This is a genomic window from Rhodococcus sp. IEGM 1408, from assembly GCF_033142235.1.
In the GTDB taxonomy this organism is placed as follows: domain Bacteria; phylum Actinomycetota; class Actinomycetes; order Mycobacteriales; family Mycobacteriaceae; genus Dietzia.
Window position 1 is genome coordinate 114,893 of record NZ_JAWLRW010000007.1, and the last position, 21,547, is coordinate 136,439.

The 21,547-nt window shown below is 71.3% G+C and carries 21 protein-coding genes; 11 read left to right on the top strand and 10 right to left on the bottom strand.

What is annotated here, in order from left to right:
• The first annotated feature begins 69 nt into the window (after positions 1-69).
• Positions 70-1,128, top strand: coding sequence for an LPXTG cell wall anchor domain-containing protein (locus tag R4P08_RS12455; RefSeq protein ID WP_317814211.1), 1,059 nt, complete (start codon positions 70-72; stop codon positions 1,126-1,128).
• A 35-nt stretch (positions 1,129-1,163) separates the two neighbouring features.
• Here R4P08_RS12455 and R4P08_RS12460 read toward each other — a convergent pair whose 3' ends face one another.
• Both R4P08_RS12460 and R4P08_RS12465 read right to left on the bottom strand, forming a co-directional pair.
• Positions 1,164-2,051, bottom strand: a complete 888-nt coding sequence (locus R4P08_RS12460) for an oxidoreductase (RefSeq protein WP_317814212.1) — start codon at positions 2,049-2,051, stop codon at positions 1,164-1,166.
• Positions 2,052-2,140: 89 nt separating this feature from the next.
• Positions 2,141-2,935 carry a MerR family transcriptional regulator gene (locus R4P08_RS12465; protein WP_317814213.1) on the bottom strand — a complete coding sequence of 265 codons (795 nt, stop codon included), beginning with the start codon at positions 2,933-2,935 and terminating at the stop codon, positions 2,141-2,143.
• A gap of 103 nt (positions 2,936-3,038) precedes the next feature.
• On the opposite strand from R4P08_RS12465, the gene R4P08_RS12470 reads away from it, so the two are divergent.
• Positions 3,039-4,604 carry a succinic semialdehyde dehydrogenase gene (locus tag R4P08_RS12470; RefSeq protein WP_317814214.1) on the top strand — a complete coding sequence of 522 codons (1,566 nt, stop codon included), beginning with the start codon at positions 3,039-3,041 and terminating at the stop codon, positions 4,602-4,604.
• Positions 4,605-4,713: 109 nt separating this feature from the next.
• Here R4P08_RS12470 and R4P08_RS12475 read toward each other — a convergent pair whose 3' ends face one another.
• Positions 4,714-5,316, bottom strand: coding sequence for a copper resistance protein CopC (locus tag R4P08_RS12475; protein WP_317814215.1), 603 nt, complete (start codon positions 5,314-5,316; stop codon positions 4,714-4,716).
• Positions 5,313-6,158, bottom strand: coding sequence for a DUF6474 family protein (locus R4P08_RS12480; RefSeq protein ID WP_317814216.1), 846 nt, complete (start codon positions 6,156-6,158; stop codon positions 5,313-5,315). The genes R4P08_RS12475 and R4P08_RS12480 overlap by 4 nt, the downstream gene beginning before the upstream one ends.
• 124 nt (positions 6,159-6,282) lie before the next feature.
• Here R4P08_RS12480 and R4P08_RS12485 point away from each other — a divergent pair, with 124 nt between their 5' ends.
• Together R4P08_RS12485 and R4P08_RS12490 are read left to right on the top strand one after the other, a co-directional pair.
• Positions 6,283-7,974, top strand: coding sequence for a TM0106 family RecB-like putative nuclease (locus R4P08_RS12485; protein WP_317814217.1), 1,692 nt, complete (start codon positions 6,283-6,285; stop codon positions 7,972-7,974).
• Between the two features lie 170 nt (positions 7,975-8,144).
• Positions 8,145-8,849 carry a hypothetical protein gene (locus R4P08_RS12490; protein WP_317814218.1) on the top strand — a complete coding sequence of 235 codons (705 nt, stop codon included), beginning with the start codon at positions 8,145-8,147 and terminating at the stop codon, positions 8,847-8,849.
• Between the two features lie 169 nt (positions 8,850-9,018).
• On the opposite strand, the gene R4P08_RS12495 is transcribed toward R4P08_RS12490, so the two are convergent.
• Both R4P08_RS12495 and R4P08_RS12500 read right to left on the bottom strand, forming a co-directional pair.
• Complete coding sequence (locus R4P08_RS12495; protein ID WP_317814219.1) at positions 9,019-9,786, bottom strand: SDR family NAD(P)-dependent oxidoreductase; 768 nt, start codon at positions 9,784-9,786, stop codon at positions 9,019-9,021.
• Positions 9,787-9,979: 193 nt separating this feature from the next.
• Complete coding sequence (locus R4P08_RS12500) at positions 9,980-10,582, bottom strand: superoxide dismutase (RefSeq protein WP_317814220.1); 603 nt, start codon at positions 10,580-10,582, stop codon at positions 9,980-9,982.
• Positions 10,583-10,743: 161 nt separating this feature from the next.
• On the opposite strand from R4P08_RS12500, the gene R4P08_RS12505 reads away from it, so the two are divergent.
• Entirely contained in the window at positions 10,744-11,190 is a 447-nt protein-coding gene (locus R4P08_RS12505; RefSeq protein ID WP_317814221.1) for an NUDIX domain-containing protein, read from the top strand.
• 37 nt (positions 11,191-11,227) lie between these two features.
• Here R4P08_RS12505 and R4P08_RS12510 read toward each other — a convergent pair whose 3' ends face one another.
• On the bottom strand, positions 11,228-11,401 hold the full coding sequence (locus R4P08_RS12510; RefSeq protein WP_317814222.1) for a hypothetical protein: 174 nt from the start codon (positions 11,399-11,401) through the stop codon (positions 11,228-11,230).
• A 116-nt stretch (positions 11,402-11,517) separates the two neighbouring features.
• Between R4P08_RS12510 and msrA the strand changes: the two genes are divergently transcribed.
• Positions 11,518-12,195 carry a peptide-methionine (S)-S-oxide reductase MsrA gene (gene msrA / locus R4P08_RS12515; RefSeq protein ID WP_317814223.1) on the top strand — a complete coding sequence of 226 codons (678 nt, stop codon included), beginning with the start codon at positions 11,518-11,520 and terminating at the stop codon, positions 12,193-12,195.
• Between the two features lie 631 nt (positions 12,196-12,826).
• On the opposite strand, the gene R4P08_RS12520 is transcribed toward msrA, so the two are convergent.
• Positions 12,827-13,030 carry a cold-shock protein gene (locus tag R4P08_RS12520; RefSeq protein ID WP_007629661.1) on the bottom strand — a complete coding sequence of 68 codons (204 nt, stop codon included), beginning with the start codon at positions 13,028-13,030 and terminating at the stop codon, positions 12,827-12,829.
• 271 nt (positions 13,031-13,301) lie between these two features.
• Here R4P08_RS12520 and R4P08_RS12525 point away from each other — a divergent pair, with 271 nt between their 5' ends.
• The 5 genes from R4P08_RS12525 to R4P08_RS12545 all read left to right on the top strand — a co-directional run bounded on the left by R4P08_RS12525 (position 13,302) and on the right by R4P08_RS12545 (position 19,024).
• Positions 13,302-15,167 carry a pyruvate kinase gene (locus R4P08_RS12525; RefSeq protein WP_317814224.1) on the top strand — a complete coding sequence of 622 codons (1,866 nt, stop codon included), beginning with the start codon at positions 13,302-13,304 and terminating at the stop codon, positions 15,165-15,167.
• An 82-nt stretch (positions 15,168-15,249) separates the two neighbouring features.
• Positions 15,250-16,095, top strand: coding sequence for a DUF4328 domain-containing protein (locus R4P08_RS12530; RefSeq protein WP_317814225.1), 846 nt, complete (start codon positions 15,250-15,252; stop codon positions 16,093-16,095).
• Between the two features lie 3 nt (positions 16,096-16,098).
• Positions 16,099-16,932, top strand: coding sequence for a glycerophosphodiester phosphodiesterase (locus tag R4P08_RS12535; RefSeq protein ID WP_317814226.1), 834 nt, complete (start codon positions 16,099-16,101; stop codon positions 16,930-16,932).
• 99 nt (positions 16,933-17,031) lie between these two features.
• Positions 17,032-17,940: a DUF5926 family protein gene (locus tag R4P08_RS12540; RefSeq protein ID WP_317814227.1), complete on the top strand. Its 909-nt coding sequence runs from the start codon at positions 17,032-17,034 to the stop codon at positions 17,938-17,940.
• A gap of 106 nt (positions 17,941-18,046) precedes the next feature.
• On the top strand, positions 18,047-19,024 hold the full coding sequence (locus R4P08_RS12545) for a hypothetical protein (RefSeq protein WP_317814228.1): 978 nt from the start codon (positions 18,047-18,049) through the stop codon (positions 19,022-19,024).
• Here the strand turns inward: R4P08_RS12545 and R4P08_RS12550 are convergent.
• Together R4P08_RS12550 and R4P08_RS12555 are read right to left on the bottom strand one after the other, a co-directional pair.
• A complete protein-coding gene (locus R4P08_RS12550; protein ID WP_317814230.1) occupies positions 19,008-19,949 on the bottom strand; it encodes an LCP family protein in 942 nt (313 codons plus the stop codon). The genes R4P08_RS12545 and R4P08_RS12550 overlap by 17 nt on opposite strands.
• A gap of 775 nt (positions 19,950-20,724) precedes the next feature.
• On the bottom strand, positions 20,725-21,537 hold the full coding sequence (locus R4P08_RS12555) for a CPBP family intramembrane glutamic endopeptidase (RefSeq protein WP_317814231.1): 813 nt from the start codon (positions 21,535-21,537) through the stop codon (positions 20,725-20,727).
• Positions 21,538-21,547 lie beyond the last annotated feature (10 nt).

The window sequence follows — 21,547 nt, forward strand, 5'->3', positions numbered from 1 at the left end:
GCTCTGCAGTAGTACGCTCTCTGCGTGCGCGGGCCGACGGGCCCGGCTCGTGACGAGAGGTCGACCCAGATGCCCCAGACCCGTGGTTCCGGACTCCGGACCAGACGCTTCGGCGCCGCCGTCGTAGTAGCCGCGTTGGCCGCGGTCGCGACCCCGGCCACGGGGCAGGCCCAGGACACCACGGGTTCGCTGCCCGAGGACACCGGAAACGGCAGCATCGACAATGTCATCGGCCTCCTCCCCGAGGAGATCGTGATCGGCGGTCCCGGTTTCGGCGGCGGGTCCGATGTGCTGCGGGAGACGGGGAGCGGCATCATCCCGGACACCGCGCTGTCGGTGGGTCAGGTGATCGGCTCCGTGGCGCCCCTCGAGTCCGTTGGCGTGTCCGGCGGTTCGGCGGCGGCCTCCGTGGCGTCCTCCGGAAGCCTCCCCGGATCGGTCTACGCCAATCCGGTCGGATCGATCGGATCGGGCACCATCGGTATCGGTTCGCTCGCGATCTCCGAGTACGCGATCGGTCTACTCGCGTTCCAGGCCGCCGGTGCCTACATCACCGTGTTGGCCGCCCGCCAGGAGGCCGGAACCCTTACTCCGGATGAACTGACCTTCTGGAACAACGTCGTGGTGGGCTCGGCCCAGGGCGGCGCGATCCTCGAGGACGCGGCGGGTGCGGCGGGCACCGAACTCCCCGGCGCACTGGCCGGCAGTATCGACTCGGTTCAGCGCTCCGCGCTCGAGAACCCCGTGGAGGTACAGGACAGGATCAGGGCAGAGGCAGAGGCAGAGGCAGAGGCAGAGGCAGAGGCAGAGGCCACCGCGGAGGCGGAGGCGGAGGACGGGGACGGGGACGCCGGAGAGAACACGGGAACCCCGATCGACGACGACGAGGTCGGCAATTCCCCGGACACCGACGGTGTGCACGCCACGCCGGCCGGCACAGGGGACGGGATGCCCGTTCTGACCGCCGCCACCGCACCGAACGCCACCGCACCGAACGCCGGGGCGCTCGTCGCTGCTCCCGCGACGCTGGCCGCGACCGGTTCGGAGACGGCCACCGTGGCGGGCCTGGCCGCAGCGAGCCTGCTGCTAGGCGGGTTCCTCCTGGCAGCCTCCCGCCGGCGCGCCTGACCGCTGGTCGCGCCCCGAGGGCGCCCGGCGTCGGCTCAGCTCGTCGTCATCGCCTGGCACCGCTCCCACAGGGCAGCGGCGACGTCCCGGTCATGTGAGGCGCGGGTGGAGTCGACGATCTCCGGATACCCGGTGAGCTCGCCGAGCCCGCTGGGGCCGACGTACGCGCCGCCGGGCACCGACTCCACGGTGGCGGCGTAGAGCTCCGGGAGCGCACCCCGCTCGGCGGGCTGGACCAGGAACGGGACCTTCTCGGCGACGCGCATGACCAGATCCTGTACCCGGCTGCCGCTGTGGTACTGCAGGTCAGTGGCCGAGTAACCGGGGTGGGCGGCCACCGCCTTGAGCGTGGATCCGGCGGCCTCGAAGCGCCGCTGCTGCTCGTAGGCGAGCATGATGCAGGCCAGCTTGGTGGCCGCGTAGACCGGCATCGGCGAGTACTTGCGGCGGGTCCAGTCCAGATCGTCGGGGTCGACTGAGCCGAACCTGTGCATCATCGACCCCAGCCAGACCACCCGGTCGGTGAGCACCGGCGCCAGCTGCTCGGTGAGCGCGAAGTGCCCGAGGACGTTGACGCCGAACTGCATCTCGTGGCCCTGCGCGGTGCGGCCCCGCGGGATGTTCATGACTCCGGCGTTGTTGATCAGCACGTCCGGGCCGAGCCCGGCCAGCGTGTCGCCCGCGGCCCGGACCGAGTCGAGGTCGGCCAGGTCCAGCTGCACCACCTCGGCCCGGTCGGGGTGCGGCAGTCCGGCCCGGGCGGCCCCGGCGCGCGCGGTGTCCCGGCACGCCATGAGGACGCGGGCGCCCTTGTCGGTCAGGGCGCGGGTGGCCTGCAGGCCCAGCCCCCCGTTGGCACCCGTGACCACGAAGGTCCGCCCGGTCTGGTCGGGGATGTCTGCGGTGGTCCATCGGCTGGTCATCCGGTCAGACTACGCACGCGCGCCCCCGCGCTCACCCGGTCCGGGGAACTGTGCATTCCGCAGTCACGACCGCTCCGCAGCGCGACGGGTCAGCACCAGGTAGCGGTGTCGGGGTCGACTCCGTTGGCCCGGGCGTCGGCCTCGACGGCAGCGACGATCCACTCGGTCAGGCCCGGCTCGATCGAGTCGTACGTCTCGGAGAAGTTCGGGTCCTGCCGGTACATCCGGGCCAGCAGAACCTGCATGGTCCGCGTGCAGTCGTAGAACGCCGAGATCGACGCCCGGTGCCGCGCGACCAGCGCCGCGGCCTCGGCGGAGGCGGGATCCACGCCGGCACGCTTGGCGCCGGCCAGGTCCGCGTTGAGGGCGTCCGTCCCGGCCTTGACCTCCCTCCAGTCCGACTTGGACATGGACCCGCTCCGCCGCTGGGACTCCTCCCACTGCGGGGTGTCGCCCCAGCGTTCCTCGGCCTCGGACTGCCAGGACTCATTCCAGTCGGTACCGAATATCTCGGCGCGGTCCTCCGGGGTCAGTGGTGTGTTCACGGCATTCGCCTCCTTCAGGCGGTCGACTGCGGAGACCATCTCCTGCAGGTGGTCGATGCGCCTGACCAGCAGCTCTCGCTGGCGGGCCAGATGGGCGTCCTCGTTGATGTGGGGATCGTCGAGCAATGCGCCGATCTCCGAGAGCGGGAAGCCCGACTCGCGATAGACCAGCACCCGGTGGAGGCGCGCGACGTCGTCGTCGTCATAGACCCGGTAGTCCGACGACGTCCGCCTGCTCGCCGGCGCCAGCCCGATCCGGTCCCAGTGGTGCAGGGTCCGCACACTCACGCCGACGAGCGCGGCGACCGCACCCACGGTGCGCCCCTCATCTCTTCTCATCTGCCCAGCATCTCTCACATCCACGATCCTGGGGCCTGACGCGGCGTCAGGGTCAAGGGCGACTCGGTACCGCGAGTGCTTACCCGTCGGTAACATCGGGACCATGAGCCGACCCACTGCCCGTGTGTACGACCGCCTGCGTGACCTCGTCGCGATCCCCGAGTTCCGCGCCGATCCCTCGAGCCGCCCGTCAGCCGTCATCAGCGAGGTCTTCACCGGCGATCCGCTGGCGGAGATCCCGGTCGGGACCGCGGACGACGTGGACGTGGCCGTGAAGCGCGCCCGCGCCGCCCAGATGGCGTGGGCCGAGCGCAGCCCGGAGGACCGGGTCGCCGTCCTCAGCCGGTTCGCCAAGGAGGTCATGCGCAACCGGGACCAGCTCATGGACATCATCCAGGCCGAGACCGGGAAGAGCCGGGCCTCGGCCCAGGAAGAGGTGCTGGACTGCCTCATCACCGCGCGGCACTACGCCAAGACCGCGCCGGGTCTCCTGGCGCCCAAGCGGGTGCAGGGCATGCTCCCGGGGCTGACCAAGGCCGTGGTCCGCCGTCACCCCAAGGGCGTCGTGGGCGTGATCGCGCCGTGGAACTACCCGCTCAATCTCGCCGCGACGGACGCGCTGGCGGCGCTGGCCGCCGGCAACGCCGTGGTGATCAAGCCGGCGTCCCTCACCCCGTTCTGCGCGCTCGCCGCCGCCGACATGCTGTACCGCGCCGGGTTGCCCCGCGACCTGTTCCAGGTGGTCCCGGGCCCGGGAGGGGCTGTCGGTGGGGCGATCGTGGAGAGCGTCGACTACCTCATGTTCACGGGCTCCACGGACACCGGACGAACCCTCGGCCGTCAGTGCGGCGAGCGGCTCATCGGCTTCTCCGCTGAGCTCGGAGGCAAGAACGCCATGATCGTCGCGCCCGGTGCGGACCTCGACGAGGTGGCGGAGGTGGCCACCCGCGCGTTCTTCTCCAACTCCGGGCAGCTGTGCATCTCCGTCGAGCGGGTGTACGTGGATCAGTCGGTGGCGGCGGAGTTGACCGAGAAGCTGGTCGCCCGGGTCGAGGCCATGAGCGTGGGCCCCGGCTACGACTTCGACGCCGAGATGGGCAGCCTCATCTCCAGCGACCAGTTGGAGACCGTCACCGCGCACGTGGACGACGCGGTGGCCAAGGGCGCACGCGTCCTCGCGGGAGGCCGCCCCCGCCCGGATCTCGGCCCGCTGTTCTACGAACCCACGCTGCTCGCCGACGTCCCGGAAGACGCGACCTGCTACGGCGAGGAGACCTTCGGCCCGGTCGTGTCGATCTACCCGGTCGCGTCCGTCGACGAGGCCGTGGCCAAGGCCAACGACACCGAGTACGGGCTCAACTCCTCGGTGTTCGCCGCGTCCGACGCCGAGGGCGAGGAGATCGCCGCACGGCTGCGCACCGGCACCGTCAATGTGGGCGAGGGCTACGTGGCCGGCTGGGGTTCGGTCGCGGGCCCGATGGGCGGAATGGGCGCCTCCGGGGTCGGCCGCCGCCACGGCGACGAGGGCCTCCTCAAGTACACCGAGGCGCAGACCATCGCCACCCAGCGGGTCATGCACCTGGGCGGGCCGTCGTTCCTGCCCCGGAACCGGTGGCAGAAGCTGCTCGCGCCCGCCACGGATGCGATGCGGTTCCTGCCCGGCCGCTGACACCGGCCGACGGCGCCTCGGGCAGAGGGGCAGCACATCCGACGCCGGATGCGCTGCCCCTCTGGCTTGTGCGGGGAGAATGTACGGAAAACCCGGGGTCCCCGGCCGGTCATTTCCCCCGGCGCAGCAGCACCAATGCGCCGCCGATCAGCAGCACGGCCAGGCCGCCCACCACCCACAGTGCGGGATCGATCCCGGAGGAGGTCTCCTCCGAGGTCTCGGCCGCCTGTTCGTCGGTGGCGGCCGGATCGGCTGTCGCCGCTGCATCGGTCGCCGGCGCACCGGAGGTCGCGGCCGCCCCGGGCGCGGCCGCCCCGGGCGCGGCCGCCACGGTGAATCCCGAGGAGCCGCTGATGACGTGTCCGTCGGCCGAGGTGACGCGGAAGCCGACGGTGTACGAGCCGTCCGCCAGACCGTCGAGCGCTGCGGTGACCTCCGCGCCCACCACCACGGGTTCGCCGACCACGAGGTTGGTCCGGTCGTCGCCCGAGGTCACGGCGACCGAGGCGAACGTCTGGTTGATGTCCTCGTTGAACGTGAGGACGACCCGGTCCGGGGCGGCGTCGAGGGCAGCGCCGTCGGCAGGGTCCGTCGAGAGCAGGACCGAGTGAGCGGCGGCGACGGGGGCGAGGATCGTCACGGGTGCCGCGACGCCGCCGAGCAGGGCCGCGGCGAGCGCCGCCGAGGCCAACCGGCCGCGTGCAGCCGTCACGCCTTGACGCCGAGGCGGGCGAAGACGTCCTTGTTGACCCTGTCGAGCTCACCGGAGATGGCCGTGTGCACCTCGCGCCGCTGGGCGGTCGGGGTGGACTCGGCGGTCTCCACGGCCGTCCGCAGGTCCTGGAGTCGCGACCGGGTGGAGGCGATGAAGTCCTTGATCTGACGGTCGTCGCCGCGGCTCACGTCGAGCTGGCCGAGGGTCTGCTCGAGACGCACGATGCGGCCACCGAGGGCCGCGCCGGGACCGGTGGCGTTGATGCCGGCCGCCTTGAGGTCCACCGAGCCGGCGCCGGCCGACTTGTCCGCCGATCCCTGGAGGTTGGAGACGAGCTTGTAGGCCAGCGGCAGCAGTACCGGGGTGGCGACCTTGGCCAGGCTCAGCCAGCGCTGCACGTCCTCCTTGCCGAGTTTGGCCCCCTCGAGCTTCTTCAGCTCCATCTCGGCGACCTGGTACTCGTGCTTGCGGCCCGCGGCGTCGATCTTCTCGGCCATCTTGCGGTCCTTGGCCTGCAGCTTGGCCTCGCGCTTGAGGGTGGCGCGCTCCTGCCTGGACAGGGCCTTCTCGCCCTTGATGTCCCGCTTGGCGGCCTTGGCTGCGAGCGCGTCCTGCCGCTCGGCCCGCTTGGTCTCGCGCTTGGCCTTACGGTCCGCGTTCTTGCCCTCGAGCTTGGCGCGCTCCTTTGCCTCGGCCAGCTGGACGCGATGCGCCTCCTTGGCCTTGAGGCGGGCCTCCTTGGCGGCCAGCTTCGCCTCGGTCATGGCGGTGGCCTTGAGCGCGGAGGCGCGGGCGCGGAGCTCGGCTCGCTTGTCGCGGTAGGTCGTCAACTTGCCCATGGTGCCGATCCTTCTCTCGTCGCGAACATCAGGGCACCAGCCTAGGCGAATCGTCCCGCGCTGAGCACCGGACCGCCTATCCGCGCACGGTGTGGGGCATGGGTGTGGGTCATGATGGACAGCGATGGAGGCCGTCGGCGACAGCTCGGACCGGACCCCCGGTGGCGTGGTGATGGGACCCGCCTCGGGGGCCAGATGTCTGCACCGGGTGGCTCGGGAGCGCGACGCGGGCCCGGGGTGGTGGCGGACGGCGCCACTCGACGAGGGGGTGCGCCTGCGCGCCATGGCGGCGGCCGACCGTCGCGCCGGCCTCCGCGAACGCGCGCTGCGCGAGGGTGTTCCGAGCGGTGCGGGACCCGACGCGCGGGTGGTGGACGTGGTGGGGGACCGCTGGACGGACCTGCCGGGCGACGTCCCGGACGACGACGACGAGTTGGCCACCCTCGAGGCTCTGGAGGGCGGGGCGAGTCTGGTGTGGGGCGCGGCTCTCCCCGCCGATCGGGCTTCGGGTCGGGATGGCCTGCGCTGCACGCTCGTTGCGGTGCCGGGTGGAGGCTACGCACCTGTGCTCGTGGTCAACCACAAGGTCGTGGATCCCCGGCGGAGCAGGGGCTCGGTGGGAGCCCTGGTGACCCGTCTACTCGAGTGGGATCCGGCCCCCGATCCCACACTGCGACTTCGTCGTCACCCGGCAGATCTGGACCGTCTCGCCCACGCGTGGCACCTCCTCGACTCCCTCGGCTACGCGGGATCACACCCGGTCGGGGCTGTGCTCGGACTGGGTTCGGCGCGCGCGGTGGTCCACGATCTCGGAGCGGTGCTCCCCGGGACCGCGCAGAACCATGCCACGCGTCTGGCGGTGGCCCGCGGTCAGGTGGACACCGCCCCCAGCCGGATCGGCGAGTGCCGCATCTGCCCGTGGTGGGAGGGGTGGGACGACCGGGGAACCGCCGTGACGGGCTGTCGCGACCGTCTGATCAGCGCCGATGATGTCAGCCTCGTCGTCGGCGGGGGTCAGGTCGGGCCGTTGCGCGCGGCGGGGATCCGGACGGTCGCCGAGCTCGCCGAGGCCGGGCCGGATCGACCGTCGGATTGGAACGGCGAGCCCTTCGCCGACGCCGTGCTCCGGGCGCGGGCGCACCGCGACGGCGACGTGGTGGTGCCCAAGGTCGCCCGTCCATCGATTCCGCGCGCCGACATCGAGGTCGACGTGGACCTGGAGAGTCACCTGGACGACGGCGCCTACCTGTGGGGTGCGCTGCTCACCCTGCGGGACGGGCGGCCGCTCGAGGCCGAGGGGTACAGACCCTTTGTCACGTGGGCGCGACTCCCGGACGCCGACGAGGGGCGGGCGTTTGCCGAGTTCTGGCGGTGGCTCACCGGGATCCGGGACAGAGCGGCAGGTCAGAACCGTAGCTTCCGGGCCTACTGCTACTCGCGCTCTGCCGAGAACGCCTGGCTGCTCTCGTCGGCCACCAGGTTCGGGCCCGCCGGCACGGTGGCCGAGGTGAAGGGCGTCCCCTCGGTGCAGGAGGTGCGTGAGTTCGTCTCGTCCCCGTTGTGGGTGGACGTGCACGAGGCTGTCGCCACGCAGTTCGTCTCCACCTCGGGCCTCGGACTCAAGGTGGTGGCTCCGGTCGCAGGGTTCGCCTGGCGCGATCCCGACGCCGGGGGCGAAGCGTCGGTGGGCTGGTACCGCGATGCACAGGCGGCCAGGGGTGTGGAGCGCGATTCGGGGCGCGCCCGGATCCTGGCCTACAACGAGGACGACGTTCGCGCCACTCGGATTGTAAGAGAATGGATATCAGCCCAATAGTGACCAAAGAATTATCCGAGTTCCTCATGTTCATATCCTGAAAATCTCCGTTAGGGTGGGCCATGTGGGCCGGTCCGAACAGCAATTTTCTGGGCCGACCCCGCAGGCCCCCTTTGGCGAGTCACGGCTACGAGCCGACGCTCCGCCATGCCATACAAGGAGACGCACACATGACGTTCACGACCCGCAAGGCCGCTGCCATCGCAGCCGCCACCGCCCTTGCCCTCTCCGGCGCCGCCGGCGTCGCCAACGCTCAGGAATCCGGGAGCCTCAACGCCGACAGCCTCGGTGCCGGCTCCGCCGACGGCAGCACCGCGTCCACGGGCAGCGGTGACTCGGCGGGCACCGGTTCGGTCCCCGAGAACCTGGGTTCGCTGATCCTCGATGCCAACGCCACCGGCGAGGGTTCCCTCGACACCTCCGGCTCCGCGCTCTTCGGCGAGCCGTCCACCGGTTCCCTGGCGCCTCTGGCGGGTTCTGTCTCCCAGGCAAGCGGCTCCGTCGACGTGTTCAACCCGGCCGAGGGCACCGGTTCGGTGGACACCTCGGGCTCCGCTCTGCTGGGTGAGCCGACCGCGGGTTCGCTCGCCCCGATCTACGGCCCCATCGCGGGCTCGCTCGGCCTCGGCGAGGGCGCCACCCTGGTGCTCGGATCGGACGCGGGTTCGTTGCCGGGTGCCGGTTCGCTCGGCCCGGCCATCATGATCGGTGGTTCCGTTGCCGCGATCGGTGCGGGCATCTACTTCGCGCCGCAGATCCAGCAGGCCCTGACCGACGCCGGCATCCAGCTTCCGCCGCTGCCGGGCCAGGTTCCCGTTCAGGCGCCGGCTCCCGCCCCGGCGCCCGGCCCGGACACCCCGAACGGCCGCGGCTGAGCCCCTGCCGTTCCCGCAGGCGAACAGTGAGTGGACGCACGCGGCCTCCTGAACAACGGCCGCGTGCATCCCGGTCACCCGCACTGCAGCACTGAAGGCCCGCCCCTGGAGAGGGGCGGGCCTTCAGTCTTTTCCGGTCAGGTCGCTTGACCAGATGACGTGGCTATCTCTAGCGCGGCGCCATGCGCAGGGCGCCGTCCATGCGGAAGCTCTCGCCGTTGAGGTAGTCCTGCTCGACGATCGCGTTGGCCAGCTGCGCGTAATCGGACGGGCGGCCGAGGCGCGACGGGAACGGGATCGCGGCCTCGAGGGACTTCTGGAACTCCTCGGTCAGACCCTTCAGCATCGGGGTCTCGATGGTGCCCGGGGCGATGGTGTTGACGCGGATACCGAACTGCGCGAGGTCGCGCGCGGCGCAGATTCCCATCGAGTAGACGCCACCCTTCGAGGCGGCGTAGGCGATCTGGCCGACCTGGCCCTCGTAGGCGGCGACGGAGGCGGTGTTGATGATGACGCCGCGCTGGCCGTCCTCGTCCACGGTGTCCTGGGTGGACATGGCCTCGGCGGCGAGCCGCAGCACGTTGAACGTGCCGACCAGGTTCACCGAGATGCAGGTCTGGAACAGGTCGAGCGCGTGCACGCCCTTCTTGGAGACGATGCGGGCGGCCGGGGCGATGCCGGCGCAGTTGACCACGACGCGCAGCGGGGCGGCCTCGGTGGCCTTGGCGACGGCGGCCTTGACGTCGTCCTCGCTGGTGACGTCGGCGGCGATGAGGGTGATCCCCTCGTCGATGCCCTGCTCGACGGCCTTGTCGATGGACTGCTGGAGGTCGAGGCCGAAGACGATCGCGCCCTTCTCGGCGAACGAGCGCGCGGTGGCGTTGCCCAGGCCGGAGGCGGCGCCGGTGACGATGACGGATGCACCCTTGATGTCCACGGGTGATGTCCTTTCTGTTGACGACGCAAGCACTAGGAAGTGCAAGCATTAACACTCCCAGTGTCCCAGAAGCGCGGTCGATGCACGTCGAAGGCCTGGCTCTCCCCCCGCAAGCGGACCGTCCGGGGGTACGCGGACGGGCCCCCGCGCGGAGTGGCGGGGGCCCGTCAGGTCGTACGGGAGTGCGGGGGTGTCAGCCCTTGGCGGCGGTGTACCGCTCGGAGACGTCCGCCCAGTTCACGATGTTCCACCAGGCCTTGACGTAGTCCGGCTTGACGTTCTTGTACTGGAGGTAGAAGGCGTGCTCCCACATGTCCAGCATCAGCAGCGGGGTGATGTTGATGGAAATGTTGCCCTGCTGGTCGGTGAGCTGCTGGATGACCAGACGCTGACCGATGTGGTCCCAGCCCAGGACGGACCAGCCCGAACCCTGCAGCGTGGTGGCAGCGGCGTTGAAGTGGGCCTGGAACTTGTCGAACGACCCGAACTCGGCGTCGATGGCGGCGGCCAGGTCACCCTCGGGCTTGTCGCCACCGTTGGGCGACATGTTCTTCCAAAACACCGAGTGGTTGGTGTGGCCACCGAGGTGGAAGGCCAGGTTCTTGCTCAGCAGGGGGGCCTTGGCGGCGATGCTGCCGTCATCGCGTGCGGCCGCGAGCTGCTCGATCGCGTCGTTGGCGCCCTTGACGTAGGTCGCGTGGTGCTTGGAGTGGTGGAGCTCCATGATCTCGGCGGAGATGTGCGGCTCCAGCGCGCTGTAGTCATAGTCGAGATCGGGAAGAATGTACTCGGCCATAGTGGTGAGTCCTCTCAGTTGAGTGACGTGTCGCTCGCGGGAGTCGCCCGCGGCGCCCGTCACGACGTCCGTCCTCCACCATAGTGATCGGGCACCTCGGGCGTCGTCCACTGTCGCGAGCCACGGCAGCACCTCGCCGTCGACCTGCCATGATCGGGGACGTGGATCACTCCGATACGCCCGCCGTCCGCGTCATCTCGGTGTCGGCGGTGGTCCTGACACGACCCGATGGTGCAGTGGTGTCGGTACGCAAAGCGGGCACGGATCGCTTCATGTTGCCCGGGGGTAAGTGGGAAGCGGGGGAGTCGCCGCTCGAGTGCGCGATTCGCGAGATCGACGAAGAGCTGGGTGTGACGCTGGCCCCGGGTGCGCTCACCCCGATCGGACGCTTCCATACCGCTACCGCCAACGAACCCGGATTCCGGTTGGTCTCCGAGGTCTTCGCGGCTGAGATCGACTGCCGGCCGGAACCCCGTGCGGAGATCGCCGAGATCCGCATGGTGGGACGGGCCGAGATGGCGCGGCTGGCCGCGCTCCCCGAGGACGGTTGCGCGCCCTGGGCTCCGTTGCTCGTCCGGGTGGCCCGGATCAGCTCAGCGCTGGCGTAGGTCTCCGACGCGCGGCTTCACCGGATCACGCGGCAGCTCACAGGATCAGGAGCGCGACGAGCACCATCAGGAGTAGCAGGGCCCCCGCCACGCTGATGACGAGTTTGCGATGTCGGACGTGCTCGTTGCAGCCCGAACCCTCGAACGGCTGAGCCGAATCGCGCTCGAGGATGCCGCGGAGATGCTGGGCGGCGGGTTTGCTTGTGGTCACGTCGGATTCCCCCTCGATGTCCCCCTCGGACGATCTGGCGCTCACCCTAACGCGATGTATGGCGTAGGTCACATCACACTCGGGTCACGATTTCCATTCAGGGTTACCCTGGCAACATGGGCTGGCTACAGGACGCGATCAGACAATCCGCTATGCGAACGGCGACGACGGTGGTCGACGCGGACTCGGCGCTGCCGGGCAGGCCGGAGCCGGTGTCCGTGGCGCCGGTCAACCTCGCCACCGGCAACCCGATGGTGCCGCCCTTCCCGGAGGGCTACCAGTCGATCGTGCTGGGGATGGGCTGCTTCTGGGGTGCGGAGAAGATCCTCTGGCAGCTCGAGGGTGTGTGGACCACCGCGGCCGTATACGCCGGCGGCTGGACGCCCAACCCGACCTACGAGGAGACCTGCACGGGCGCGACCGGTCACACGGAGGCGGTCCTGGTGGTGTTCGATCCCGCGGTGTTGCCGGTCGAGCGCCTGCTCGCCACGTTCTTCGAGTGGCACGACCCCACGCAGGGCATGAGGCAGGGTAACGACATGGGGACCCAGTACCGTTCCGCGGTGTTCACCACCACGCCGGAGCAGGCAGAGGTTGCCCGTCGCCTGGCCGCGACCTACCAGAAGGAGCTCGACGCCGCCGGCTACGGACCACTGACCACGGAGTTCGGCATGCTCGACGAGGTCCGTTCCGGGGAGTTCGCCTACGCCGAGGACTACCACCAGCAGTATCTGCTCAAGAACCCCGGCGGCTACGACTGTCACGTCCGCAGTGGCGTGGCCTGCCCGATCTGAGCCGCTGGCACATTCTCACGCTCCTTGAACTGAAAGCGCCTGACACGGATCCGTGATCGGGGGGTCGGGGCGCGCATGCCCGCGGCGAACAGTCCGACTTTGTGAGTGCGCGTCCGCGCCGGGAGACGTTGTGGGCAGACCGGGTCCGGCGCAGCGCCGATGAGCCGATCGGCTCAGGTGGGTGCTGCTGGGCAGGAAGGCGATCGGCGGGGTCGCGCTGCCGCTGTGGACCGAACAGGCAGCGTAGGGCGAAGAAGCAGCGCATCCGGGTGGGGCCGCGCTGGCGGAATGCCCAGTTCCCGGCCATACCGAGCAAGCAGACAGCGTAAGGGGCTCTACTTACGCCTCCCCTCTGGCCTGCGATGGGGGAATGTACGCATTGGCCCTGGTCGTGCTGGCGCTGTGGACCGCAGAAGCAGCGTAGGGCGACGCGGCAGCGTAACCGGGTGGGGTCGCGCTGGCGGAATGCCCATCGGGCCGGTCGGGCCGGTAGGGCTGGCTGAGTCCCGCGGATGCGGTGCGGGGCTGGTCGCTCCTTGAGCAAACCACGGACATGCGAAAGGGCCCGGCCGGGATCTCTCCCGGGCCGGGCCCTTACGTTGATGCGAAGTCAGATTGCTCTGACGTCAGCTCACATCGGGGTGATGTTCTCCGCCTGCAGGCCCTTGGCGCCCTGCGCGACGTCGAAGGAGACCTGCTGGTTCTCCTCGAGCGAGCGGTAGCCCGAGCCCTGGATGGCGGAGAAGTGAGCGAAGACGTCGGCGGAGCCGTCGTCGGGGGCGATGAAGCCGAAGCCCTTGTCAGCGTTGAACCACTTAACGGTGCCGGTAGCCATATTGGCGTCCTTTCGAGAGTCGGTACCCCGCGTGTCGGAGTACCAGATGATGCAGCAGAGAGCGTGCTGTGTGTTTCCCTGCAGTGCCGCATCGTCCTCTCGCAAGGACGGTGGATCAACAGAAATACAACGAACGTTTTCAACTACTGAGAACGACCATACACAGGCTCCGGCCTCCTGTCACCCCCACCGGGTGTCGGATGAGGAAGATCGCCCGCGCTGCCCCGGGTTTCCCGGCGACCGCCCGCCCGGACGGGGCGAGAATGGTCAGGTGTACTCAGACCTCGCCGACCAGCTCGACGCTCTCCTGGCCGACCTCGCCTCCGGCCGTGCCGGACTGGCGACCGAGGTCGACGCCGTCGCCCCGACCCACCGAGGGGGTGCGCTGAACCTCGTGGACTACGCCACTCTGCGTCGGCACGATCTCCGCGACCTGCAGGACCGGTTGCTCGACGTGGGTGTCTCCCCGTTGGTCGGGTGTGAGGACGACGTGATGGCCTCTCTCGGGGCGGCCCGAGCCGCCGTCGCCGCGCTGCAGGGAGAGGACCCGGGGGCCTTCGCGGACCCGGAGGAGACCGCCGAGGCACGCGATGCCGGGGACGCGGCGCTGGCGGCCCACGCCGACCAGCTGCTCGGGACGGCCCGCCACGGCAGGTCCGGACGCGTGATGGTCACCTTGCCGTCGTCGGCCGCTGACGACCCGGGGCTCGTGTTGGACCTGGCCGAGCGCGGGATGGGTCTGGCCCGCATCAACTGCGCCCACGACGACCCCGAGCGGTGGGAGAGGATGATCGCCCACGTCCGGGCGGCCGAGCGCATCGTCGGCCGGCGAATCCCGGTCTCCATGGACCTCGCCGGGCCCAAGCTCCGCACCGGGCCGATCGCCCTGGGCGCGCCGGTGGGCCGGGCGCGGGTCACCCGGGAGAACGACAGCACGGTCGTCGAGCCCGCGAGGATCTGGTTCACCCGCGACGACCCGGGCCGCGTCGGCGCCCCGGATCCCGCCGCCGCGCCCCCGCCGCCGCCCGTCACCCGGGGCCGGCCCGCCCTGAGCGTGCGCGTCGACCCCGACTGGCTGGCGGCCCGTTCCCCGGGGGACGTGATCGACGTCCCCGACACCCGGAAACTCATGCGGCATTTCACCGTGGTCTCCGCCGGGGCAGACGGGGTGCTGGCCGAGGGCGACCGCAACGCGTGGGTGCGCGACGGCACGATGATCAACTGCGACTTCGAACGCACCCGCGTCCGCGGCATCCCCGCGGTGCCGCGCCGCATCCGCGTCCGGATGGGGGACTCGATCGTTCTCACCGGGGACATGGAACCCGTGGAGCCGCCGCCGGCGGGCAGCGAGATCCGCCTGGGGTGCGCGCTGCCCGAGATCGTGGAGGCGCTGTCGGTCGGGGACCGGGTGCTGTTCGACGACGGGGTGATCGCGGCCGAGGTCACCGCGACCGCGGGGCCCGGCAGGGCAGACGGCCCGTGGGCCCGGCTGGAGGTGGTGCGCTGTCGCCAGGGCGGCCGCTGGCTGGGTTCCGAGAAGGGGATCAACGTGCCGGGACTCGACGTCGACACGCCCGCCCTCACCGGGGAGGACCGGCAGTGCCTGCGGTTTGCCGCCCGGCACGCGGACGTCGTGGCGTTGTCCTTCGTGCGAACCCGCCAGGACGTCGCCGACGCGCTTGCGGCCCTGCGGGCGGCGGCGGTCGAACCGGGCCGTGAGCTGGGCCTGTTGCTCAAGATCGAGACCAGGCAGGGGTATCGCCGGTTGCCACACCTGCTCCTCGAGGCCATGCGCCACGACGAGGTGGGGGTGATGATCGCGCGCGGTGACCTGGCCGTGGAGATGGGGTTCGAATCGCTCTCGGAGATCCCCCGCAACATCACGCTGATGTGCCAGGCGGCCCGCGTGCCGGTCGTGTTGGCCACGCAGGTCCTGGAATCGCTGGCCAAGACCGGGATGCCGTCCCGGGCCGAGATCTCCGACGCCGGGTCGGCGCAGCGGTCCGAGTGCGTGATGCTCAACAAGGGCCCGTACGTGGCGCAGGCGATCGAGACGCTCGACGCGATCCATTCGCGGATGGGCAGGATCCAGCGCAAGGCGCTGCCACTGATGCGCCACGTCGAGAGCTGGGACTGACCGGGCCGGGCCGGCCCCGCGCAGCCCGGGCGTGCGCTGTCTCGCCGCCTCGCGTCAGGGATGCTGTGCCAGCATGGTCGCCATGACCACACCGCGGCGGACCGGCCAGTGGCGTTGGGTCGCGCATCCGCCGTGGCGGCCGCCGTTGCCGGGGTCCCGGCCGCCCCCGCCGCGCCACCGCACGGGGCCGGCGTGGGGTGAGCGCACGCCCGCCTATCCGGCCACACCGCGGTGGGGGTTGCCCCCGGTGGCGATCCCGTACCAGCCGGGGCAGCCCGCGGCTCCTAAGCCCGCGCGGCTCGCCTCGGTCGCACCCGGGTTCCTGGGCGCGGCGGGGACGTGGTTCGCCGTCGCCGCGGTGGCCCACGGACTGAGATATGCCGCGCTCGCGTGGTACGACGAGCGGCTCGCGCCCTGGTGGGTCGAGGCCCTGACCACCGCGCTGGTGTGGGTGACGGGCGTCGTGGCGATCGCCGTCGGGGTGGCGGCGGCCGTCGCGGCCACGGCATGGCTCGTCGAGCAGCGGCGCCGCGTGTACGCGCCGGCCCCGGACCCGCGGCGACGGGCGGGCCTGTGGCTCGGTTGCCTCCTCCCCGTCGTCAACTGGTTCCGGACCCCCGTCTACCTGGAAGAGCTCCGCCGGGCCTCCTCCCGCGCCCCCACCAGGGCGGAGCTCCGCCGGTGGTGGGTGGTCGTCGCGGTGAACGGGGCCGCGGTGGCGCTCGCGCTGTGGCGCGGCACGGGGGAGGGGCCGCAGGCGGCGGCGGACACCGTGTTGCTCACCGCCCTGGCGGCGCTCGCCGCGGTGTGGGCGGTCCGTGACACACGGGCTGTCATGCGGAGTTTCGACGACCCCTCCCCGCGGTTCACCCGCCGGCTTCTCGCGCAGGGGATCGTGAACAACGCATCCCCAGCGCGCGAGGAGTGAGACATGACGGTCCCCGTATCCACCTATCTGCCGTCCCCGGTGTCCACCCGGAGCGGGGTCGTCGCCCACCGCGGTGCCTCCGCCGAATTCCCCGAACTCACGATGGTGGCCTTCCAGCAGGCGCTGGAGCAGGGCGCGGAGGCGCTGGAGATCGACATCCGGCTGACCTCCGACGGCGTACCCGTCCTACTGCACGACCCGCGGACGTCGCGCGTGGCGGATCGGGATCTGTGGGTCCACGCCAGCTCGCTGGATCAGATCTCCACGCTGGACGTGGGGTCGTGGCACCCGGTTCACCGCGCGCCCGAGCCCGTTGTCACGCTGCGCAGCTTCCTCGTGATGGCCGAGGCTCATCCGCGCGTCAAGCTGTTCCTCGAGACCAAGCACCCGGTCCCCTCCGGCGGTCAGGTCGAGACCGCGCTCCGGGATGAGCTCAGATACTTCGGGATGGACCGGCCCGCCTCGTACGCCGGGTCGCGCGCCGTCATGATGAGTTTCTCGGTCCTGGCGGTACGTCGCTTCAGGGAGTTGGCGCCGGAGATCCCCACCGTTCAGTTGCGTGAGCGGCGCAACGTCCTCAAGTCGTGGCCCGCCGAGGGCTTCGGGGCGCAGCTGATGGGCCCCAGCATGGGAACGCTCCGGGCGCGGCCGTGGCTGGTCGAGTACTGGCGTTCGCGCGGCATGGGAACCTACTGCTGGACCGTCGACGACCCCGCCGATCTGCGCCTGTGCCGCGACCTCGGCGTGGACTGGGTGGGGACCAACGTCCCCGCGCGGGCACTGACCGTCCTCGACGGACCCGGGCCGGCGGACCTGACCGGTCCGGCCCGCGGCTGACAGGGTCCGGCCTGCGACTGATCGCCCCGCGCCCGGCCGGCGGGCGCGAGTCGGACGTCCCGCACGCGGCCGGGGGAGCCGCACCGTATCGTGTTGGTCGTGGGTAGACGTCAGCGCCAAAATGAGCCCAAGTCCGGCGGCAACCGCCAGGCCAAGATCGCCGCACGCGCGGCCGAGCGTGAGGAACAGAGTGTCGAGCCAAGGCCGTTCGCCGGGTTCGCCGGGGAATGCGACATGGTCGCGATGCGCGAGTTCGTGCCATCGGCCACCACGCGCCTGACCACACCAGGACAGGGTCGTGACATCACGCTGGCCACCGTCCTGCCCGGGGCCATCGCCGGCCTCGTCCGCGACGAGGAGCTGGGCGGGGAGGCCCTGGTGGGTCTCCAGGTGCAGGTCCACGGACAGGACCCGGCGGCCGACCTCGCGTACGCGGTCGACTGGGCGTCGCGCGCTGGTGGCGGGGAGACGCTCAACGCCTCGCATCCGAGCGAGTCGACGCCGGCGCTGGCCGACGTGATGATCGCGGACGCTCCGATGGAGATCGTCGTCCACGAGGACTTCTCCTGGTGGCTGGCCGAGGGTGTGCAGGTGGCGCCGGAGATCGCGCAGGCGGTCAAGAACGCCAACGAGGTCATGATGCCGTCGGCGCGGGTCGCGGCGGACGGCATCGAGGCCGCATGGTGGGTGGACGCGGGCGAGAAGGCCCACGTGCGCTGGGTGCGCCCGGAGGACGAGGACGCGCTGTTCGAGGCGCTCGCGCGGGTCCACGCCGCCGGCGGCCTGCACCTGGGTGACGGGTCTCGTTTCGCGGGCTCGTTCCGGACCCACGGGCTGCTCGTGCCGGTCTTCGACCTGGACCCGGAGATGCACCACCAGGAGTGGGCGCCGGGACTGCTCGAGCTCGACGCGCGACTGTCCGAGGCATTGGCCCAGGACAGCCCCCTCAGCTCGGACGAGCGGGCGTCCCGCGCCGGGCTCCGGTCCCGCCAGGTCACCCTGCGCTGACGCGGCGCAACACCTCGGGCTGACATGGAACAGGCCCCCGACCTGGCTCGGGGAGCTCTAGTATCCCCTCGGGAGGCTAAGGGGTCGCCCAGCCGGACCTGAGGTGATGTGGGGTGTAGCCGCCGTGGTCGACCAGCCGAACACCCGCGACGACGACGACGGGTCGCCGCCCCCGGAGGTGACCGTTCCGCCGTGGCTGCGGACCGGGCAGACCCGGGATCAGGCTGTCCGGTCCCAGTCCGCGGCAGGTGAGTCCGCCGCGGGGCAGGGCGGCCCGGACCGCGATCGCACCGAGGCGGGCAGCCGGGGTTCCTCCCGGGAAGCCGCCCCCAACCGGATCCGGCTGGGCGCTCGGCGCGCTCCGGGGGACAGGTTCGCGGACAGGTTCGCGGACACGGTGCAGGACCCGGTCGAGGGCGCCCGGCCCGATGCGGGTGGGCCCGCGCGCCGGGTGGATGACCTGTCGACGCTGCCGCTCGGGTCCGGTCCCAACGGTCCGGCCGGCCCCGCCGCACCCGAGCCGCGCGAGCCGCGCGGGACCGTGGGGCACACCGCGGGCGGAACCCCGGATCGCGTCGGTCGTTCCGGCCTCAGCAATCGTTCCCGCCGGATCGGCCTGTTCGCCGCAGCCGGCGTGGCGGTGTTGGCCGGGTCCGCGGTGCTCGGGTTCGTCATCACCCGCGGAGCCGTCGCCCCGGTGGAGGAGCAGAAGGCTGACTGTGCGGCGGTCTCCGAGCCCGGCCGGGCGGCGGGCGACGGCCCCGGATCGCTCGACAGCCCGCTGGGGACGGTGCTGGCCTTCGACCACGCCTATTACGTCGAGCGGTCGGCGGAAAAGGCGTTCGAGGCGGTCTCCCCGTCGAGCCGGATGACCGAGGAGCAGTTGCGCGCCGACGGGGTGGACCGGGTCCCGGTGGGCACGACCCACTGCGTGGACGCCCGCGCGTTGGCGCCGACGTTGCTCGAGGTGACTCTCACGGAATCCCCGCCGGACACCGAACCGGTGGTCATCCGGCAGCACATCCGGGTGGCGGAGAACCCGGACGGCACGTGGGGGATCGTCACGATCACGCCGGCGGGCTGAGGTACTCCTGCGCCGGGGTACGGCCTGATGCGACGGCGTCGAAGAACTCCGACGTGCTGGGGCCCCACACCAGGTAGGAGCCGACGTCGCCGGAGTCCATGCCGTCGTAGGGGGCGGTCACGGTGAGCGGGTCGTTCTTGAGCTTCCACATGACCGAGGCGAGAGTCCAGATGTGGTCGCCGGTGTCCACGGTCGCGGCCGCGGCGGCCGCGTCGAGCAGGGGCAGCGCCGTGAACGGGTTGAGCAGGTTCCCGGGGGACATGGTCTTGCGCATGAGCGCGCCGAGGAACTGTCGCTGATTGCGGACCCGCTGGAGGTCCTGCTCGGCGAACCCGTAGCGGGTGCGGACGAACCCGAGGGCCTGCGGCCCCGCGAGGGTCTGGCAACCGGCGGCCAGGTCCAGACCGGCCAGCGGGTCGTTGATGGGCTCGGAGATGCAGATGTCCACGCCGCCGACCGCGTCGACGATCCCGGCGAAACCGCCGAAACCGATCTCCGCGTAGTGGTCGATCCGCATCCCGGTCTGCTGCTCCAGGGTCTGGGTGAGCAGCGGCGGGCCGCCGAAGGTGTACGCGGCATTGAGCTTGTTCTCCCCGTAGCCGGGAACCTCCACCAACAGGTCGCGCGGGAGCGAGATGAGCATCGTCCGGCCGCTGTCTCGCGGGGTGTAGACGAGCATCATGGTGTCGGTGCGTTTGCCGCCGGCGTCGGATTCCGAGCCGGTGGACAGCTGGGCCTGCTGCTCCGGGGTGAGTCCCTCGCGCGAGTCGGTGCCCACCAGGAGCGTGACGGTGCCCGGGGTGTTGCCGCCCCGGCCCGGGTAGTCGGTGAGGGCGTCGATCCGCTGGAGCTTGGAGTCCGCCCACAGCACGCTCACCACGCCCAGCGTGAGGACCAGGACGAGGACCAGTCCCAGGATCCGCACGGGGCCGATCCTGCGACTCCTGCGAACCCGCCGGTCGCGAGGTGCGGCGCGCCCGCCCGGCGACTGCCGACGGCGAGACCGTGCGGCCCGAGGGTCGACGGGCTGGCGGTAGGGGTCCCGGTCGCCGGCCCGCGACCGGGATGCCCGCGCGGGGTCGCGGCGCGGGTCATATCGGGGATCGCCGCGGGGATCCCGTGCGGCGTACCGGGCCCGATGCTCGGGGCGCAGGGGTTCGGGCTGCTGGCGGGGCTGGTATCCGGTCCGACCGACGGGCCGCTCGTGGCCGGGCTCCGGCGAGCGGGGGGCTTCGCGCCGGGGGTCTGCGGACCGGCGTGGCTCGGGGCCGGGTGCGCGCCGTGGATCCGCCGCGCCTCGGGGGTCACGAGGGGGCTCGCGACGGGGTTCATGTCGGGGTTCACGACGGGGCTCACGGGGGACCTCGCGACGGGCATCCGGATCGCGGGGTCCGCCGGGGTCGGCGTAGCCGCGGGCTTCGCGCGCGCGTCGCCGGAGCTCGGCGGCCTCCTCGGGGGTGAGGTGCCGGCGCCTAGAGTCGTCGGTCATGGGATCGGACTCTACTTGCCCACCTGCCGGATCTGCGTGTCGCACCGTGCCGCCGAGGTCAGGGTCACAGCCGCCCCGCGCCGCGGGCGACCCCCGTCGAAGCGTCGGCGGGATGGACGAATAATGCCGGGTCGTGCTGGCAATTCGGTCCATTCGGGACGCGCGAGTCAGGCAGTCAGCGGGAGGTAGAGGGCCCGCGCAGGGCAGCCGTTCACAGCCACGTCACGTGCGGCGCGAGCAGCGCGTAGCCCAGGAAGGCCACGACATCCAGAAGGGTGTGCGCGAGGATCAGCGGCCACAACCGGCGGGTCCGCATCCACCAGAGGGCAAACACGATCCCCATGGCGAGGTTGCCCAGCCCGCCGCCGAAGCCCTGGTAGAGGTGGTACGACCCGCGAAGGAGGGCCGTGCCGATCAGGGCGAGCGCCGGCGGTACCCCGAGTTGTCGCAGGCGGATGAGCAGGTAACCCACCACGAGGATCTCCTCGGCGGCGCCGTTCCCGGCGGCGGCCAGCATCAACACGATCGGCCGCCACCACGTCTCCGTGAGTCCGGAGGCCGAGACCTGGAGGTTGAACCCCGCCGCCACCGCACCGAGGTACAGCGCCAGGCCGGGGATGCCGATGACAGCGGTCAGCGCGAGCCCCCAGGCGACCTGCCCGCCGGCGCGGTCGCGGACCAGTCCGACCGCTCTCGGTCCGATCCCGGAATGGGCCAGCAGGACCAGCGGCAGCAGCGACCACGCCGCCATCCGCAGTACCCCGAGCAGCTGATAGGCCAGGTCGAGCCAGGAGTGCGCGGATCGGGAGGCGTTGAGGGTTGCGGTCTGGTCGGTGAGGTCCTCCGGAGCGAGCAGAGCGGAGACCAGGTCGAGGACGGAGTAGAGGCCGGAGAGGCCGAAGGTCACCAGGAGGACGACGACGAGCTCGACCACCAGGAGCCGGCGGATGCGGGGATCGGTGACCGGGTCGAACCGCGAGGCGTGGCGACGGAATGCCTCGCGCGGGGAGAGCGCCCGTCGCATGCGGCCCTCC